Below are 18,172 nucleotides of genomic sequence, written 5' to 3'. Positions count from 1 at the left end.
TTTGAGGTAATATGACTGATAAAAAGAACCCTAAGTGGGTGCCACAGCTGTTGGCGTGGTATGATGTGAATAAGCGAGATTTGCCGTGGCGCGATTGTGGAGACCCTTATAAGATTTGGGTGTCCGAGGTGATGAGCCAGCAGACGCGCATTGAGGCAATGAAGCCCTACTATGACAACTGGATGCGTTTATTTCCATCCTTAGAGGCCTTAGCAAAGGCTACTGAGGATGAAGTTGTTCACGCTTGGCAGGGGCTTGGTTACTATAGCCGTGCTCGCAACTTGCGCCTTGGTGTAAAGGACGTCGTTGAAAACTACGGTGGTATTGTGCCCCGTGACCGCAAGACTATGGAGTCATTGAAGGGCGTAGGATCTTATACGGCTGGGGCCGTGCTATCTATGGCGTACAACGAACCAGAGGTAGCTGTAGACGGCAATGTGCTGCGTATTTACGCTCGTTTATATCGCATCTTTGATGATATTTTGAGCACTAAAGGTAAGAAGGCTATAACTGCTATTGTAGAGGAAACATTACCTCACGATCGGCCTGGTGATTTTAACCAAGCCTTGATGGACTTTGGATCTGCCGTATGTATTCCAAAGACGCCGCGCTGTGGAGAATGTCCTATTGTAAACATGTGCGAAGCATACCAACATAAGGATACGGACAAATTACCTGTACGAATCAAGAAAACAAAGGTTGTAGAGGTACCTGTATTTGTAGGTATCTTGCAATACGAAGACTATTATCTATTGCATAAACGCCCTAATCGTGGGTTGTTACGGTCTATGTGGGAATTCCCATCTGTAGAAATGATATCTGCTTTTGATGAAGGGGAACAAGGCCTTGAAGAATTAGTTAAAGATCTAGGTTTTGAACTAGCTTTACAACCTGTATTAGTAAAACAAATAACACATATTTTCTCTCATCGGAAATGGTTTATGAAAGCATTCCGCGGCGATTTGACGTACGTAGGAGATGCTGAAAATATAACGATTGGAGCTATCCAAAAGCAATTGCCAAAGGACTGGATGCTCATCAAGCGCGACGAGTTCGCCGATTATGCTTGGGCAGGCCCTCATGGTAAACTGACGGAGATGGCAAAATAATTTATAGGAGCAATGAATGAGAATTCTATTTAATATTATATTCTCTGCTATCCTCATAATAGGATTGGTAGGCTTTTGGGCGCTTTTCCTCAACTTGTGGAAGCCTAAAAAGAAATGGCCTGCTTGGGTAGGTTATCTAATTATTATCGGTGCGTGGTTCGCTGCCATCCGATACTATATACTCAATCAAGTAGATCTATACGGAACGATGTATTATCCGTTGATGAATATATTCCGTACTGAAAGTTACGGTTTCCTTTTTGGTCTATTCTTGGCTATTCCTGTATTTATCGTCCTAGGTTTACTATACTGGGCGGTTAATAAAATTTGGAGCAAAACGCCAGAGGAAAATAGAACGGGCCGTCGCGCATTCTTTAGAACGGCAGCCACAGTGGTGCCGTTAGCCACAATCGGTGGTTCTAGTTATGCTGCCTATGTAGGTCAACATGAGATTGAGGTCACTCATGAAAGCTTCGGTTATACAAACCTACCGCCTGGGTTAAAGGATTATAAAATCGTTCAACTCAGCGATATTCATGTAGGGCCAAGCATCGACTTAGACGATCTTGATGAAATTTTAAAGCTCGCCCTTGTAGAAAAGCCTAATCGCGTTGTTATCACTGGTGATTTAATCGATAAACTGGCTTGGTTGCCACAGGTTTGTGAAAGACTGACGACCTTTGCAAAACAAATTCCTGACGGTGTAGATTTCATTTTAGGCAATCACGAATACCATCACGATGTGAATAAGGTGTTAGAGGAATTGAAGCACAATACACCGATGAATATTCTTGTGAATAGCAATATTCAAATTATGGGCGGTAAACAACCTGTATATATTGCAGGTGTTGCGTACGACAATGATCGAGAAAAAGAAAAACGTGAAGCTATGATTGATAAGGCTTTATCTGGTATTCCAGACTATGCCTTTGTTATTCTATTGGCTCATCACCCTGAATTCTTTGAAGAAGCCATTGAACACAAGATTCCGTTGACCCTTTCTGGTCATACCCATGGCGGTCAAATTGTATTTATGGGGATGCCTTTAGTACCAACAGGTACACCATATACAAAAGGGCGCTACGTTGAAGAACAAAGCGTGTGCTACGTCAATAACGGTACAGGTCACTGGTTCCCAATTCGTATTAACTGCCCACGAGAAATTACAGTCATTACATTCTTTGATGGCGTAGCTTAGGTCATAAGCTATGCTCCTTATAGGGATACAATCATGTATAGTAAATCCTTTATCCATAAATTTCTTATATGTACCATTCTACTTGTGCTATTTGATATCTCTCTACTCTACGATATGACAACGGATATATATAAAGGATATCTCAAAATAGCAATACTAGTGGCAGTTGGATGCCATTTAGATATATACCTGGAACTCAGTAAACAAGAAGAACTGATAATACAAGCATTCAAAAATGATACATTTAACGAGACCTATGAACTACTAAATACGAAACAGATGGTTTTTATCATATCTTTGATCCTGGTAATGACTATAAAACTTGTGAGATATTAGAGAAGTAAAAAGTGGAGTATAAAAGAGTATTTATATAGAGTTTTTTGTTTTGTGGGAGTAGTAATGTGAAACGTGTTTTTAAATTTTTATTTTATAGTATTATAATCGTAGCTATTATATTTCCTATAGTTCAGATTGTATATCGTCTTTTAAATGGTATTCCAATTGATGAATTGCTAAGCTCATTACCATATGTATATTTTGGTGTAGTAATATTTTATGCTTTAGGTTTTCTTCTTATTAAATATGTAATGAAGTCGTAATTTAAAATAAAGCCCCGATACGTTATGTATCGGGGCTTTGTCCGTTCATTTGAGGTATGAGAGGATGTTACAGATATGTCATAGAGTTGAGAGAGTTTATTTCATGCGAACTGCTTCAGCAAATTCGTCTTCGGTCATGAGTTTTTCTTCCAAGATGATTTCTTTGATAGAGCAACCACGTTTGTATGCTTCTTTTACAACCTTAGCGCTCTTGTCGTAGCCGATATATGGTGTTAAGGATGTGGCAATCATGAGAGATTGTTCTACGAAGAAGTTGAGTTTTTCAGGTACAAATTCTACGCCGTTGATGCAGTGTGTTGTGAAAGAGTTCATAGCGTCTGAGAGGAGGCGACAGCTTTCAACGAAATCATAGATCATGATAGGCATGTACACGTTCAATTGGAACGCACCGCTGCCTGCACAGAGGGTCATCGTCGTATTATGACCGAATACTTGGGCGCATACCATGGCTAAGGCTTCACATTGTGTAGGATTTACCTTGCCTGGCATGATGGAGGAGCCCGGTTCGTTTTCAGGAAGATGCCATTCGCCATAGCCACAGCGAGGGCCAGAGCCTAAGAAGCGAACGTCGTTAGCGATTTTGAATAGTGTAGTAGCCAATGTGTTAAGTGCACCGTGAGCCATCATAAATGCATCTTTCAAAGATAGGCCTTGGAATTTGTTATTCTTAACACGGAATGGCGCGCCTGTTACCTCTGGCAATACAGTTTCCATAACGTCTAGATAGCCTTTAGGCGTGTTTACACCTGTGCCGACCGCAGTGCCACCGAGAGCTACGTCGAGTAGGTGGTCAGCGTTTTGCACGAGCATAGTTTTGGCAGTTTTTAGACCTTCCACAAAGGCGCTAATTTCTTGGTCTACCATGATGAAAGTAGCATCTTGTAGATGTGTACGACCAACTTTTTGTAAGCCTTTACCTTTTTCTTGCAATTTTTCAAAGGATTGGATAAGGCCGTCCAATGCAGGAATTACGCGTTTTGTAATTTCAAAGTACGCGCAGATATGCATTGCCGTAGGGAATGTATCGTTTGTACTTTGGCCGCGGTTTACATCGTCGTTAGGATGGAGCAGGTTGCTTTCATCTAACTGTTTTGCTCGGTGAGCAATTACCTCGTTCACATTCATATTAGTCTGTGTGCCAGAACCTGTTTGGAATACAGTTAATGGGAACTCATCATCCCATTTGCCGTCCATGATCTCATCGACTACTTGAGCGATGAGTTTCGCTTTTTCCTCAGTTACTGCGCCACATTTTGCATTGGTTAAAGCACATGCTTTTTTTACAAGCGCAAGCGCTTTGATTTGTTCAATAGGGATACGGTGGTCACCAATCTTAAAGTTATTGAACGAGCGTTGCGTTTGAGGTCCGTAAATTCGTCTAGCGTCGACTTCGACTGGTCCCATTGAATCGTATTCAATTCTTGTTTCCATAATGTTTACAACCTCCTTAAAAGACATGCCGACCTTATCGTCGGTACTTTAATTATATAAAATCCTGTATATTTGTACAGAATAAAAGATAATGATTTCTATTTTCATATAGAAGAGAGTTGTATATGCGATTTGTGCATATACATCTTTTCCCTTCTCCCAATATATATGGGATGATTTATATTTAATTTGTATACATGTTTCATATAAGGTCGATTTGAGAGGGGAAAGGCGATAGTCCAAAAACGACTTAGCGGCCCCGCGTAGCGGGGTGGGTGGCTTTGGAGGCTTTTGGACTATTGCCTTTTCCTACATAGTTGAGGGACTAATGAAACATGTATACATTATAAATATCGTATATATATTGAAATCATCGCTTTAACACGTTAAAATGGAAGTAGCTTATTATATTGTTGTAAGCTCTAGTTTCACAGAGGAGGTAAGTACTTATGAAACATGACTTTATGAGCCATGACCTTCATCTGCCGGAACTGACACTACGTGGGATGCTACTTGGTGCATTGATTACTGTAATTTTTACAGCATCTAACGTATATCTCGGTTTGAAGGTTGGTTTGACATTCTCGTCATCCATTCCGGCAGCCATTATTTCAATGGCAATCTTACGTTTCTTCAAGGATTCTAACGTTCTTGAAAACAACATGGTACAAACTCAGGCTTCTGCAGCCGGTACTTTGTCCGCAATTATCTTTATCTTGCCAGGTCTACTCATGCTTGGGTATTGGAACGGTTTCCCATTCTGGCAAACATTCTTGCTCTGCGCATGCGGTGGTTCTTTAGGTGTGTTATTCACCATTCCATTGCGTCGTGCTATGGTAGTAAATAGTGATCTACCATATCCAGAAGGCCGTGCAGCAGCAGAAATTTTGAAAGTTGGATCTCACAATGCTGGCCAAGGTCCACAATCTAGCTCCGGTATGGGTGATATCGTATCCGGTGGTCTTGTAGCTGGTATTATCAGTCTTTGTGCAAATGGTTTCAAAGTGCTCGGAGACAGCATGAGTTTCTGGCTTCCTGTAGGTAGCAAGGGGATTACTCAAATTCCGTTGGGCTTCTCTACAGCATTGTTAGGCGCTGGTTACCTTATCGGTATTGCTTCTGGTATCGCTATCCTAGTTGGTGTACTCATCGCTTGGGCTGGTTTTGTACCTTATTTAACTAATATGTTTGCTCCAGACGGCGGTGCTACAGCTAAATTTGCAATGGCTGTTTGGAAATCTAAAGTTCGTTTCATCGGTGCTGGTGCTATTGGTATCGCAGCGATTTGGACTTTGATTACATTGATTAAACCTATCATCGAAGGTATGAAAATTTCTGTTAAATCCATGAATAGCAGTTCCACTGAACGTGCATTGCATCGTATGGATACAGATATGAGCACAAAATCTGTTATCATCGTGTTCGGTATCATCCTTTTAGGCTTAGTTCTTACATTCTGGGATTTCGTATCTGCAGTACCTATTAGCGCAGGCTTAATGTGGACACTTGTTATCGTAGGTGTTCTCGTAGCATTGCTAATCGGCTTCTTCGTAGCTGCTGCATGTGGTTACATGGCAGGTCTTATCGGTACATCTGCATCTCCAATCTCCGGTATTGGTATCTTGGCGACTATTATTTCTTCCTTAGTGGTGTACTTCATCGCTTCTGAAAATAACTTGTTCGCTACAGAAGCAGGCGTACAATTCGCTACAGCTATGGCTATCTTCATGACATCCGTAGTTATCGCCATTGCATCTATTTCTAACGATAACTTGCAAGACTTGAAAACAGGTCAACTCGTTGGTGCTACACCTTGGCGTCAACAAATTGCGTTGTTACTTGGCTCTGTAGCTGGTGCAGTTGCAATTGCTCCTGTTCTTAACTTGCTTTACCAAGCATACGGCTTCACAGGTGCGTTACCACGTCCTGAAATGGACCCTAATGCTGCATTATCCGCTCCACAAGCAACTTTGATGACTACAATTGCTCAAGGTATCTTCAGTTCTAGCATGGATTGGGATTACATCTTGATTGGCGTTGGTGTTGGCGTCGTAGCAATTATCGTTAACTTAATTCTTAAGAGCACAACAGCTTCTTTAACATTGCCTCCATTGGCAGTTGGTATGGGTATTTACTTACCTCCAACATTGGAAGTGCCTCTCATCTTAGGTTCTTTCATTAGCTATTTCGTAGGCCGTTACCTAGTAGCTCGTGCTAAAATGCGTGCTGGCGAACTCGCTGAGTACGATGTTGAACAATCTAACCGCCGCGGTGTTCTCTTTGCATCTGGTTTGATTGTTGGTGAAAGCTTGATTGGTGTAATCATAGCTGTTATTATTGTATTGTCTGTTACAACTGGTGGTGGTGAATCTCCACTTGAATTAGTGGGTCCTCAATTTGAAAGCACAGCACAATGGTTAGGATTGCTTGCATTCATCTTTGCTGGTCTATACTTAATTCGTCGTGTTGTAGCACACAAATTCAATAAAGAAGAAGCTTTAGCGATGAAAGCTGAGCAAGAACAACAATAAGAGGTTAAACAATGAAATTAAAACAGTCTGTACTCATCATGATGGCTGCTGCATTGCCAGTAGTATCTTTCGCAGCAAGCGAAATTCCTGTAACTAAAGACACTGCAACAGTGCAAAAAGTTCAAGCTGATACGAATAAAGTAAATCGCAACGATTTAACATACCGTATCTCTAGTACTGCTACACCGGAGCAAAACCGTGCGTTACGCTCTGTAGCATCTAAGGTTGATCGCGATGCAGTTGAAGTAGTAGCACCTAATGCAGACCGCTATATGGACCGCAAAGAGGTGGCTGTATCTCCAGTGGAATCCACTACAGATCATCTTGATCTAGTGTTCCCAACAGTTAAATCTGTTAGTCCAGTTGTAGAAAAAGCAATCAATAATACTATCAAAAAATACGTTGCTAAAGTACAAAACGACGTAGAAAAATTGAATGCCAAAGACGCTGATAAAACAAATGTAGTTATGTACTACGATGTTAAAACAGACAAAAATGGTATTTTCAGTGTATTGATTCATACGTACACAATGCGTGATCGTGATGCTAATGGCGTCAACTATGTAAAAGGCTTCACATTCAACACTACAACAGGTCGTCAATTATCCTTGTATGACCTTGGTGGCCTTAACAAAAAAGACTTAGTGAATGCTATCGAGAATAATCAAGATGTGAAGAATCAATTGGGCGGCGAAGTAAACATCGACAAAATGCCTACTGAATTCTACACAACTGATGACTATTCTGTTGTAATGGTATTGCAACAAGACGTGGATGCAATCCACAGTGCAGGTACCGTATATGTACCAGTTGGTAACTTACGGGACCGCCAAAATGATGTAACAAAAAAATAATCGAACTGTGTGAATTCGATTATGTGTGTATAGTAACAGCTGTTTAATTGTGAAAGAACCGCTCCTTCGGGGGCGGTTCTTTTTTTGCATTATAGATTTAATAATAGTCTTATAATACATTTTGGTGGGGATACAATAAAAAGCCGTGTAAGAACACGGCTTTTTATTATTTTTTATTATTGAGTTTATTTAATTATTTATTTGTTGTATCGTAGTAGTTTACGCGTGGAGGCAATGGGAATTGGATCGCTGCATCTGCTTTTACTGTCTCTGGTTCTGGTAATTCTACGACTACATTGTTTTTGAATTTCTTTTTGAAAGCTTTCACAGTGTCCTTTTGAACGGAGTCTGCTGTGATGATAAGAGCGCTTGTATCGTCATTAGGACGTATGGAAATGATATTACCTTTTGGCTCTTTAGCTTTGTATAAATCAAGAGCATCGGATTGATAATCTTCAAGTTGCGCTTGATTTAATTTACCTTGAGATACTACAAGAGCACTTTCAAGTTGTGGGTCTTGAGTTTCAGAAATTGCATGAGCCACAGCATCAGCTTTTTTCTTATCTGTTAAAGAAGCATGTAATTTACCACCATCCCAGAAGAGGGCACCGTCTTGACGGAATTTAGTGAAGTCATTGCCATAGCCTAATGTTTTGTCGATAATAGTAGCTGTTTTGCTTTCTACTTGTTGTTTGAACAATGTATTGTGGAAGGCAAGTGCTTGCTCTGTTTGTGTCATGCGGTATGCAATCTCAGCTGCTTCAGCACGAGTTACATATTTTTCAGGGTTGAATAATGTGCCAGGAGCGTAGTTTGTGAAGCCAAGGTATGCAAGTTCACGAACTGCGTCTTGAGCCCAAGGAGCTACGAATTTTTGGTCTCCATAAGCAATACTATCAAGTGCTGTTGGATCCTCTGTTGTGTATCCTAAGTAGTGAATGTAGTTGTCTGCTACTACAGCAAATTCTTGGCGAGACATATATTTTTCAGGTTTATATGTGTTATCGCCATAACCGCTGATAATATTTTTGCGCGCTACAGATTCGATGGCAAGAGCGGACCAACGATCAGATGTAATATCTTTAAATTTGCTAGATAAGAAGGCTGCTGTACCATCATCTGTGATGTTGTTGAAGAGAGCAGCTACTTCTTCACGAGTCATAGGTTGGTTAGGTCGGAATGTACCGTCAGAATAACCTTTCATAAGATTTGCTTTTGTTACAGTACTGATAGAGTTGGCAGCCCAGAAATCGCTAGGTACATCAGAGAAGATGTGGGCACGGATTTTTTGAATATCTTGAGGCGTACCAATAGATGTATTTACAACTATAGGTGTGGCAGCTTTAGCAGCATCAAATTTAGAAGACTCTACTTTAGTTGCTTCTACGTTAGTAACATCTGTTTTTGGTGTAACTGCTTTTGTATTGTCTGCGGTAGACGCTTCAGCTTTAGTGGAGGCTACTGCAGGAGCATGAGTTGTAGTATTAGCAGAAACAAAACTAAGGCCTGTTGTAGCTAATAGTGTGCCTAAAACAAGGGCACGTAATACATAAGGGGTATTCTTGTACATAAAAATCCTTCCTAATTATGGTAAATGGCTAACGTTTTATAGCCGAAGAATATAAACTTTTACCAACAAAAAAATCTATATCCATTATATAGCGAATGATAAGGCATGCATAGAGATATAAACAAAGCAGCGTAATACTAAACGTATACGCTGCCTTGGCTGGTTGAGTGAACGCCGATTAGCGTTTTACTGTCATTTTTACTTTGGAACCGAATAATTTAGACATTCCTTGTTGAGTTTCTTTGGATGCAGTTGTTACAACAGCGTAAAGTTGGTTGTTTTCTACATCTGGGAATGTAGCTAGAATTGTACCAGCTTTTTCGTTTTTGTTGTAATAGTTGCGGAAGTTCGCATCGATTGCATCGTATTCAGTTTGGCTGTATTGGGATGGTTCAACTACAACGTAGTTATTTACAGTGGAATCACCACGTGCTGCAAGGTTTGCTTTAACTGTGGAAATATCGCTATCTGTTTTCAATGCTACGTGCAATTGATTGTCACGCCAGTACATTACACCGTAATCTTGGAACGCATCTTCTGTTTTGTATGTTTTATTCAATTCAGCGAATACTTTATCTTCCAAAGCAGCTTGTTGTTTTTGATCAAGTGCTTTTAACGTGCTGCGACGAACAGGACGAACTGTGCGAGTAGGTTCAGTTTTTTGAGCTACTGCAGCATTTTTATTGCCTTTTACGTCTTTTTCAACTTTTTTTGCATCAGCTTTTACGGCTTTGTCAGCTTTAGCTACATCTTTTTTAGCATCTTTGCTTACTTTGGACGCATCCTTTTCTGCTGCTGTATCAGCTTTTTTTACATCTTCTTTTACAGCTGTTTCAGCTTTTGCTTCAGTTGTAGTATGTTTTGGTGTTGCAAGGCCAGCACCATTAAGCATGCGGTTCAAGATTGTTGCCGCTTGTGCTCTTGTTACAGGTTGTTTAGGGTTAAAGTTTTCAGTTGCCCCAGATGCTACGATGCCACGTTGTGCCATGTATTGGATATCTGCCAAGTAAGCAGAGGAGATGCTAGCTTCGTCTTTGAATGTTACTTTTTCTGTTTTTACAGGTGTAGAAAGATTCAATTTTTTAGCTAGGTTAGCTGCGGAAGCAACGAATTGTTCGCGGTCCATAGTTTTGCTAGGTGTGAAAGCTGTTTTAGATGTGCCTTCCATTACGCCTGCAGCACTTACTAATTTGATAGCAGAGCTAGACCAACGATCTGCTTCTACATCAGAGTAGGAAGTAGAAGCTTCTTTAGTTACAATATCAGCTAATTCTTGCTCATTTAAGTTGTGTTGTAATACTTTACCGTAAATAGCAGCAGCTTGTTCACGAGTGATTTGTGCACTAGGTTTGAATGTATTATCAGCATAACCAGAAAGGTAACCAGCTTGTGTCATTGCTTGGATAGCATCGCGAGCCCAGTTATCTTTTGTGTCAGGGTAAACGCCAGCAGGTAAGTTTTCTTTAGCTTTTACAGCTTTTTTACCTTCTACCTTAGCAGCATCTTCTTTTACATCATTTTTAACAGATGTATCAACGCGTTTAGCGTCATTTTTTACAGAAGTGTCAACACGTTTTGCATCGTTTTTCATAGATGTATCTACACGCTTAGCATCGGCTTTAGCGGATGTATTAGCATGTTTTGCATCATGTTTTACAACTGTAGTGCCATGTTTAGCATCATTTTTTACGGATGTATCAACGCGTTTAGCGTCATTTTTTACAGATGTATCTACACGTTTAGCATCGTTTTTTACAGAAGTATCAATACGTTTAGCATCATTTTTAACAGATGTATCTACACGGTGTTCATCAGCTTTAGCAGCTACTTCAGCTTTATTAGCTGTAGCAGATATTTCAGATTTTACATGAGCCGCAGTTGTTTCAGCGTGAGCCATGCCGAATGTGGAACCGAGGGCCAATGTAATTGCCAAGGATAAAGATAATTTATTTAGTTTCATTGAAAAGGCTCCTTTCAAACTATACTTATATAAAATAAATTATAACACTTTTTAAATTTATACACTACTATAAGAAAATGTAATATATAAGGATAAAAATTACATGAATTTGAAATTTAAAGCCTATTTATATAAATATTCAATGAATTATAGGTAAATAACGATAAGAGAACCATTGAAGAATACAAAATGATAAACATTCCCAAAATCTAGAGTTTACGGGACTTTCACAAGAATCATTTATAAATAAGTAGGTATATGTGATAAAATGCAATGTTTATTATTACAAAAAGTCATAACGATATGAGAAATAAAAGGGTACATACTAATATAGCAATCCTTTGGACATTTTCTATATGATTAATTTATAATTATATCGATAAAGCTTTTGAATATTTATTTGAAAGCATAAGTAATGTTTCGGGCAGAAAATTATTGAAAAACTTTCACTAGAATTCTTGCCATAACACATACATATCAAAATTTTTTATTAGGTTAAGTACTAGAAAAGACGAGGACGATAATATGAAAATTCATCTTTTCCAACAGTGTTTGATTGACATGTTCTACCCACATGTAGGCATGGCTGGTGTAGAAGTACTTGAAAGATTAGGCTGCGAGCTCGTAGTGCCTAAGAAACAAGTATGTTGTGGCCAAATGTTCACTAACTCTGGTTACAATGACGCAGCTATGGATGCAATTAAGAATACAATCGAATGCTTCGAGAACGCTGAATATGTAGTCAGCATGTCCGGCTCTTGTGCATTTGCTATTCGTGACGAATACCAACATTTCTTGGAAGGTCAACCTGAATGGCAAAAACGCGCAGAAAAATTGAGCGGTAAAATTTATGAATTCACTGAATTCATTACTGATGTATTAGGTGTTGAAGATGTAGGGGCTCGTTTCAACGAATCCGTTACATATCATACATCTTGCCACGTTACTCGTTTGATGGGTGTTAAAGAACCTCCATTCAAACTCCTTAGAAATGTTAAAGATATTAACTTGATTGAATTACCACGTGCAGACCGTTGCTGTGGTTTCGGCGGTACATTCTCCGTTAAGAACCCTGAAATTAGTGAAGTTATGACACGCGAAAAAGCATTGGAAATTGCTGGCACAGGTGCTAACGTAATTTCTGGTTCTGACCAAGCGTGCTTGATGAACATCGCTGGTATGCTTGACCGTCTTCATAAAGAAGGCGAAATCGATCGCCGTATCAAAGTAATGCATATTGCTGAAATCTTAAACTGCCGTTAAGGAGGAGACGACATGGCACTTATATATGACAATCGCCCCTATAAGACACGTATAAAAGAATGTTTGGCTGACGATTTCAAAGTTGCAGCTATCAAAAAAGCACAAGACGTGTTTTATGATAAACGTAATACAGTAGTTGCGGACGTTCCTGAATGGTTAGATTTCCGCGCAGAAGCAGCTAAACTTCGTGATCACGTGCTTAATAATTTGGATTACTATGTAAACCAATTTGCTGAAAACGCTGAAAAAGCTGGTTCTAAAGTTCACTTTGCATTCGACGATAAAGAAGCGACTCAAATCGCTTTAGATATCCTTCGTGAACGCGAAGCTAAAATGATCGTTAAATCCAAAACTATCTTAACTGAAGAAATTGGTTTGAACGAAGTTCTTGAAGAAGCTGGTATCGAAGTAAACGAAACTGACTTGGCTGAATTCATTTTGCAAACAGCAGTGAGCCCACCATCTCATATCGTTGTACCAGGCCTTCACTTCGAACGTAACAAAATCCGCGAAATTTTCGCTGAAAAATTAGGTTACACTGGTACTGAAAACCCTACAGAAATGACTCACTTCGTACGTGGTTATGTACGTGAGCGCTTCTTGAAAGCTGACGTAGGTGTTAATGGTTGTAACTTTGCGGTAGCGGCATCCGGTACTTGTACTATCGTTTCCAACGAAGGTAACGGTCGTATGTCTAGCTCCATTCCTAAGACTCAATTGATCTTCTTAGGTACAGAACGTATCGTTCCTGACTTCAAAGCTCTTGACGTTATGATGGAAATGTTGAACCGCTCTGCAGTAGGTGCTAAAATTTCAAACTACTTCTCCATGATGACTGGCCCTGGTCGTGCTGGTGAAGCAGACGGTCCTGAAGAAACTCATATCATCATTATTGATAACGGTCGTTCCGGTATCTTAGGTGGTACATTCCAAGAAATGTTACGTTGTATCCGTTGTGGTGCATGTATGAACATCTGTCCTGTATACCGTCACATCTCTGGTCACGGTTATGGCTCCGTATATCCAGGTCCAATGGGTGCTGTATTGACACCATTGTTCAAAGGTTACGAAGTAGCAGGCGATCTTCCATATGCGTCTACATTGTGCGGTGCATGTACAGAAAACTGTCCAGTAGCTATTCCATTGCATGAATTATTGATGGAACACCGTCATATTATGGCTGACATCGAAAAAACTCGTCCAAAAGCAGAAGAAGCAATCTTTACTGCAGCAGCTAAGATGTTCGGTAACTCCACATTATTCGACCTTGGCACAAAAGCTGGCGCTATCGGTATGAACTTGATTAGTAATAAAGAAGGCAATATGCCTACATGGACTCAAGCTGTTCCAGTTATGAACGGCTGGACTAAATCCAAAGAAATGGGTACATTGAAGTTCAAAAAATTCCGTGACTTATATGCTGAACATGAAAAGAACAAGAAGAAGGAGAAAAAATAATGGATGAAGCTAAACGTAAACAATTTATTGCACGTTTATCTCGTGCATTAGGCCGTGATCAAGAAATGTGCCCTGCATTCGTAGAGGGTTTTGATTACAGCCATGGTCCTCAAGAAACTATGTTCAAAGATTTGAATAAAGATCAAATTTTGACAATGTTTAAGGAACAATGTCAACGTGTTGGTACAAAATTCGTTGAAACTACACCTGATAAATTAGGTGAAACAATTTTGGCAGCTATTGAAGACTGGGGTAACGGTAAAGTTGTATTCCCAAGTGTTCCAGAAGTAAAAGAATATAAATTAAAAGAATTATTCGAACAAGATGCAGCTAATAATGGCGGCATTCGTACATACTTCCAATGGGATCCAGCTAAAGGCCGTGAAGAATGTATCTCCAACACTGCTAATGCAGATATCGGTATTACATTCCCATACTGCGGTATTGCTGAAACTGCTACTGTAGTACAAGCGTCTGGTGAAGAATCTGGCCGTTCTATTAGCTTGTTGCCTACTACACATATCGCTGTATTGTACACTGATACAATCAATCCACGTATGACTCAAACAATGGAACATTTGGCTGAACGTTATCACAACGATCCATCTAAATTCCCTACAAATATCTGCTTGATTTCCGGTCCATCCCGTACAGCTGATATTGAGTTGGTTACTGTAGATGGTGCTCATGGTCCTATCCAAGTAACTTACGTTTTAGTTAACAGATAATCCTACAACTAGGTACTGTTATAACTAAATAAGCTTAAAGGTGATCTTCCTATGGAAGGTCACCTTTTTATATGCGTAACTTTCTATTATGATATAGAGTATCTTGAAAAGGTAGAGGTATCGCTACATCTATGGAGATTAACATATTTATAAAACTTGCAGAATCCGCATAGAAAAACTTATATAATTTGAATTATTTTACTTGTAAATTTTTCGATATATGATATACTGAGTTCATAACCTATTATTGTGATATGAATTAGAAGAGGTGTATTATGAATATTCCATTCTTTACAGATTACCTCATGCTAAGCAATCCATTAAGTATCGGTATTATCGTAGTGTTTGTACTTGCGTTAATCGGTATTTATGCTTTGCAACGCAAGGGCACATCCTTTGGTAATCTCGTTATTATTGGTACTATTGTTGGTGCCGTACTTGGTATTGCTATTCAAATTATTGCAGGCTTCCCAGATGATCCATCTAAAGTGGTTTACATCAAGGAAAGTACAAAGTGGTTCTCCCTTGTAGGGGGCGGCTTTATTGATTTGATCCGCATGCTTGTTATTCCTATCGTATTTATTTCCATTGTACATGTTATCTTGCACATGGAAGCAGGTGCAAATCTTAAGAAATTAGTGGTTGCCATGGTTTCTACAAATCTTGGCATGGTAGCTGTTGCTGCTATCGTTGGCCTTATCTTGGGTAATGCTTTCGGCTTAGGTCAAGGCTTTGATATCGTTGAATCTGGTAAAAAGATTCGTGAAATCAAACCAATGGTTGATACATTCCGTGCGTTGATTCCAAGTAACCCAATTCAAGCTGCTGCTGAAACAAATGTTATCGGCATCGTAGTATTTGCTATCATCTTGGGTAGTGTTGCTCGTTTGTTGAAGAAAACAGGCACAAATAGCATGGAAATCTTTACTAAGCTATTTGATGAACTTCACCAATTAATTTCCTGGGTTGCAGACTTCATTATTGGTCTTATGCCTTACGGCGTAGTTGCTTTATTGGCATCTACATTGGCAACACGTGGCTTGCAAGCTATCTTAGACATGGGTCTATTCGTAGTATTGCTTTACGTTGGTCTTTTGATTATGTTCGTTGTTCAAGCTATCTTGATTGCTAGCTTTGGTTACAACCCAATTACATACTTCAAAAAAGCAAAAGCTCCACTCTTGTTAGCTTTCACATCCCGTTCCTCTATGGGCGTATTGCCATTGACTGTTGAAACGTTGACAAAACGTCTTGGCGTAAATGCTACAACAGCTAATACAGTAGCATCCTTCGGTACTACTGCGGGCATGCAAGGTTGTGCCGGCGTATTCCCAGCACTCGTAGTTGTATATATCTCTAATGTAGCAAATATTCCATTCGATTTGACTATGTACATCATGAGTGTTATTGTTATCGCTATCGGTTCTGTTGGTATCGCTGGTGTTCCTGGTACAGCTACAATGGCTGCATCCGTATCCCTTAGTGGTACAGGCCTTGGTGCATACTTCACATCTATCAGCCCAATCCTTGCTATCGATCCATTAATCGACATGGGCCGTACATGCTTGAACGTATCTGGTTCCTTAACAAATGCGCTTGTAGTAGATAAAATCATGGGCACTATCGATAAAGATGCCTATAACAATCCTAATGAAGGTCGAGTTTAATAGGTAGACTTAAAATTATCTCTACACAGTAGAATTTAATAATAATGAAAGAACAGCCTTTGGGCTGTTCTTTTTTTATGTGATTAGGATTTTTCAATACCCTAATTAAAAGTGATTATTATTACAGATTGTAAAGCATATTATTTGTAATTGATATTAAAATTGTGAGCTTGGCTACTAACATATGTATGCGTATATGGTATACTAACCAATACAAAGTTTTGTATTATGCTTAATAGATATAAGCCAAGAGGGTAATAGTATGATTACACAAGAATTGAAAGATCGATTAATTGCAGATTATCCAAAGTTTGAAGATATGACGCACAAATTCTATAAGAAAGAAATGTCTATTGCGGACTATAAAGGCCAATCTGGTGCTTATGGTAGTTACGCCGAACGCGGTGCTAACTCCGGTATGAGCCGTTGGCGCTTTAATGGGGGCCGTATGACGCGCGAGCACATGCAGTTCTTAGCAGATGCTATTCGTAAATATAACTTACAACACGTACATTTCACTACCGGCCAATGCTTACAAATGCATGGCCTCGATGGCGATACTATTTTAAACCTCTATAAAGAATGCTATGACCATGGTATCTATAATCGCGGTGCTGGTGGAGACAATCCGAATGTAGTGGCTAGTATTTTGCGCGGTATTGATCCTCGTGAAACCCTCGACATAACGCCGTATGCAACGGCTATTAGCGAGTTCCTTTTAGAGCAAATGTTCTACATCAAAATCCCTCGCAAGTTTAAAATGGGCATCGACAATGGCTTTGATAGTACGCCTCATGCTACATTCAAGGACCTTGGTTTCAATTTAACGAAACATAATACTTTTGATGTATACGCTTGTGGTGGTATTGGCCCAAATCCTCGCATTGGTATTCCTGTGGCACATGATGTGCAACCTGAGGATGTATTATATCATGTGAAAGCTATGCTTATGGTTTTTGCTAACCATGGCAATTTCAAAAACCGCGGTAAGGCTCGTACCCGTTACATGCCTGCTGAAATGGGCGGGGCTGAAGCTTTCATCAAGACTTATGAAGAAACATTGGCAATGGTGAAAGAAGTTGAGCAATTAACCATTAATCCAGCTGACTATGCGTATGAAATTACGAAAACAGGTAAGCGTGATAATTCTGTGGAAAATGATCGTATTCACCGTCAAAAACAAGAAGGTTTATACTACGTTGAATACCATCCGGCAGGTGGCGATGCTAATGTAGAACATCTATTGGCTGCTCTCGACTATGCAGTAACACTGGATCAAGTGGAGGCTCGTATTGCGCCAGACCAAGCATTGTTCTTTATCAACCTTACTGCTGATGAGGCTCGTAAAATTGCAGAATTAACAGATGACAGTGCAGAAAATGACTTCCGCCGCTCCGTATCCTGTGTAGGCTCTACGGTTTGTCAAATCGGTATGCAAGACTCCAATGGTCTGTTGAAAGATATCTTTGCACATCTTGAAGAAAAGGGCATAGATACTAAAAAACTACCTCGCTTACACATCTCTGGCTGTCCACACTCCTGTGGTACACACCAAATCGGTGAAATTGGCTTTCATGGTGCTGTAAAACTAGTAGACAAGAAACCTACAGTAGCCTTTATCCTTGTAGACGGTGGCTCTGAACACATGGGCTCTGAAAACTTTGGTAAAATGGCAGGCAATATTGTAGCCACAAAAATTCCAGAATTCTTAGAAGCCTTGGCTAACATTCTTAACCAATCTCCAGAACCAGACTTTGGTACCTGGAGAATGACACACAAAGCG

The 18,172-nt window shown here is 39.8% G+C and carries 12 protein-coding genes; 9 read left to right on the top strand and 3 right to left on the bottom strand.

Annotation, left to right across the window (positions count from 1 at the left end; translation table 11 throughout):
• The first annotated feature begins 11 nt into the window (after positions 1-11).
• A complete protein-coding gene (gene mutY, locus QZR70_RS00295) occupies positions 12-1,109 on the top strand; it encodes an A/G-specific adenine glycosylase (RefSeq protein ID WP_295792277.1) in 1,098 nt (365 codons plus the stop codon).
• Positions 1,110-1,125: 16 nt separating this feature from the next.
• Complete coding sequence (locus tag QZR70_RS00290) at positions 1,126-2,307, top strand: metallophosphoesterase (RefSeq protein WP_295792275.1); 1,182 nt, start codon at positions 1,126-1,128, stop codon at positions 2,305-2,307.
• Positions 2,308-3,002: 695 nt separating this feature from the next.
• Here the strand turns inward: QZR70_RS00290 and QZR70_RS00285 are convergent.
• Entirely contained in the window at positions 3,003-4,358 is a 1,356-nt protein-coding gene (locus tag QZR70_RS00285) for a lyase family protein (RefSeq protein ID WP_295792273.1), read from the bottom strand.
• A gap of 449 nt (positions 4,359-4,807) precedes the next feature.
• Here QZR70_RS00285 and QZR70_RS00280 point away from each other — a divergent pair, with 449 nt between their 5' ends.
• Both QZR70_RS00280 and QZR70_RS00275 read left to right on the top strand, forming a co-directional pair.
• Positions 4,808-6,889: an OPT family oligopeptide transporter gene (locus QZR70_RS00280; RefSeq protein WP_105085064.1), complete on the top strand. Its 2,082-nt coding sequence runs from the start codon at positions 4,808-4,810 to the stop codon at positions 6,887-6,889.
• Positions 6,890-6,900: 11 nt separating this feature from the next.
• The gene (locus tag QZR70_RS00275) at positions 6,901-7,743 is read left to right on the top strand and encodes a hypothetical protein (protein ID WP_295792267.1); all 843 of its coding nucleotides are present in this window, start codon (positions 6,901-6,903) and stop codon (positions 7,741-7,743) included.
• A 193-nt stretch (positions 7,744-7,936) separates the two neighbouring features.
• Here the strand turns inward: QZR70_RS00275 and QZR70_RS00270 are convergent, their stop codons facing one another.
• Positions 7,937-9,313 carry an S-layer homology domain-containing protein gene (locus QZR70_RS00270; RefSeq protein WP_105085056.1) on the bottom strand — a complete coding sequence of 459 codons (1,377 nt, stop codon included), beginning with the start codon at positions 9,311-9,313 and terminating at the stop codon, positions 7,937-7,939.
• Positions 9,314-9,491: 178 nt separating this feature from the next.
• Complete coding sequence (locus QZR70_RS00265) at positions 9,492-11,273, bottom strand: S-layer homology domain-containing protein (protein WP_295792259.1); 1,782 nt, start codon at positions 11,271-11,273, stop codon at positions 9,492-9,494.
• Between the two features lie 525 nt (positions 11,274-11,798).
• Here QZR70_RS00265 and QZR70_RS00260 point away from each other — a divergent pair.
• The 5 genes from QZR70_RS00260 to QZR70_RS00240 all read left to right on the top strand — a co-directional run.
• Positions 11,799-12,536: a (Fe-S)-binding protein gene (locus QZR70_RS00260; RefSeq protein ID WP_119207368.1), complete on the top strand. Its 738-nt coding sequence runs from the start codon at positions 11,799-11,801 to the stop codon at positions 12,534-12,536.
• 12 nt (positions 12,537-12,548) lie between these two features.
• Positions 12,549-13,994, top strand: coding sequence for a LutB/LldF family L-lactate oxidation iron-sulfur protein (locus tag QZR70_RS00255; RefSeq protein ID WP_105089836.1), 1,446 nt, complete (start codon positions 12,549-12,551; stop codon positions 13,992-13,994).
• The gene (locus QZR70_RS00250) at positions 13,994-14,722 is read left to right on the top strand and encodes a lactate utilization protein C (protein WP_105089835.1); all 729 of its coding nucleotides are present in this window, start codon (positions 13,994-13,996) and stop codon (positions 14,720-14,722) included. The genes QZR70_RS00255 and QZR70_RS00250 overlap by 1 nt, the downstream gene beginning before the upstream one ends.
• Before the next feature lie 275 nt (positions 14,723-14,997).
• Positions 14,998-16,389, top strand: a complete 1,392-nt coding sequence (locus tag QZR70_RS00245; protein WP_295792248.1) for a cation:dicarboxylate symporter family transporter — start codon at positions 14,998-15,000, stop codon at positions 16,387-16,389.
• 262 nt (positions 16,390-16,651) lie between these two features.
• The coding region (locus tag QZR70_RS00240) for a nitrite/sulfite reductase (protein ID WP_295792245.1) at positions 16,652-18,172 on the top strand (1,521 nt) is incomplete at its 3' end.

Origin of the sequence: uncultured Veillonella sp. (assembly GCF_900545205.1) — a bacterium.
GTDB lineage: Bacteria > Bacillota > Negativicutes > Veillonellales > Veillonellaceae > Veillonella.
This window is presented reverse-complemented; position numbering and strand designations above follow the sequence as displayed.

What these genes read in the sequence shown, in the direction of transcription:
- mutY (WP_295792277.1), top strand. Translation starts at nt 12, where the DNA reads ATGACTGATAAAAAGAACCCTAAGTGGGTGCCACAGCTGTTGGCGTGG.
- QZR70_RS00290 (WP_295792275.1), top strand. Translation starts at nt 1,126, where the DNA reads ATGAGAATTCTATTTAATATTATATTCTCTGCTATCCTCATAATAGGA.
- QZR70_RS00285 (WP_295792273.1), bottom strand. Translation starts at nt 4,358, where the DNA reads ATGGAAACAAGAATTGAATACGATTCAATGGGACCAGTCGAAGTCGAC.
- QZR70_RS00280 (WP_105085064.1), top strand. Translation starts at nt 4,808, where the DNA reads ATGAAACATGACTTTATGAGCCATGACCTTCATCTGCCGGAACTGACA.
- QZR70_RS00275 (WP_295792267.1), top strand. Translation starts at nt 6,901, where the DNA reads ATGAAATTAAAACAGTCTGTACTCATCATGATGGCTGCTGCATTGCCA.
- QZR70_RS00270 (WP_105085056.1), bottom strand. Translation starts at nt 9,313, where the DNA reads ATGTACAAGAATACCCCTTATGTATTACGTGCCCTTGTTTTAGGCACA.
- QZR70_RS00265 (WP_295792259.1), bottom strand. Translation starts at nt 11,273, where the DNA reads ATGAAACTAAATAAATTATCTTTATCCTTGGCAATTACATTGGCCCTC.
- QZR70_RS00260 (WP_119207368.1), top strand. Translation starts at nt 11,799, where the DNA reads ATGAAAATTCATCTTTTCCAACAGTGTTTGATTGACATGTTCTACCCA.
- QZR70_RS00255 (WP_105089836.1), top strand. Translation starts at nt 12,549, where the DNA reads ATGGCACTTATATATGACAATCGCCCCTATAAGACACGTATAAAAGAA.
- QZR70_RS00250 (WP_105089835.1), top strand. Translation starts at nt 13,994, where the DNA reads ATGGATGAAGCTAAACGTAAACAATTTATTGCACGTTTATCTCGTGCA.
- QZR70_RS00245 (WP_295792248.1), top strand. Translation starts at nt 14,998, where the DNA reads ATGAATATTCCATTCTTTACAGATTACCTCATGCTAAGCAATCCATTA.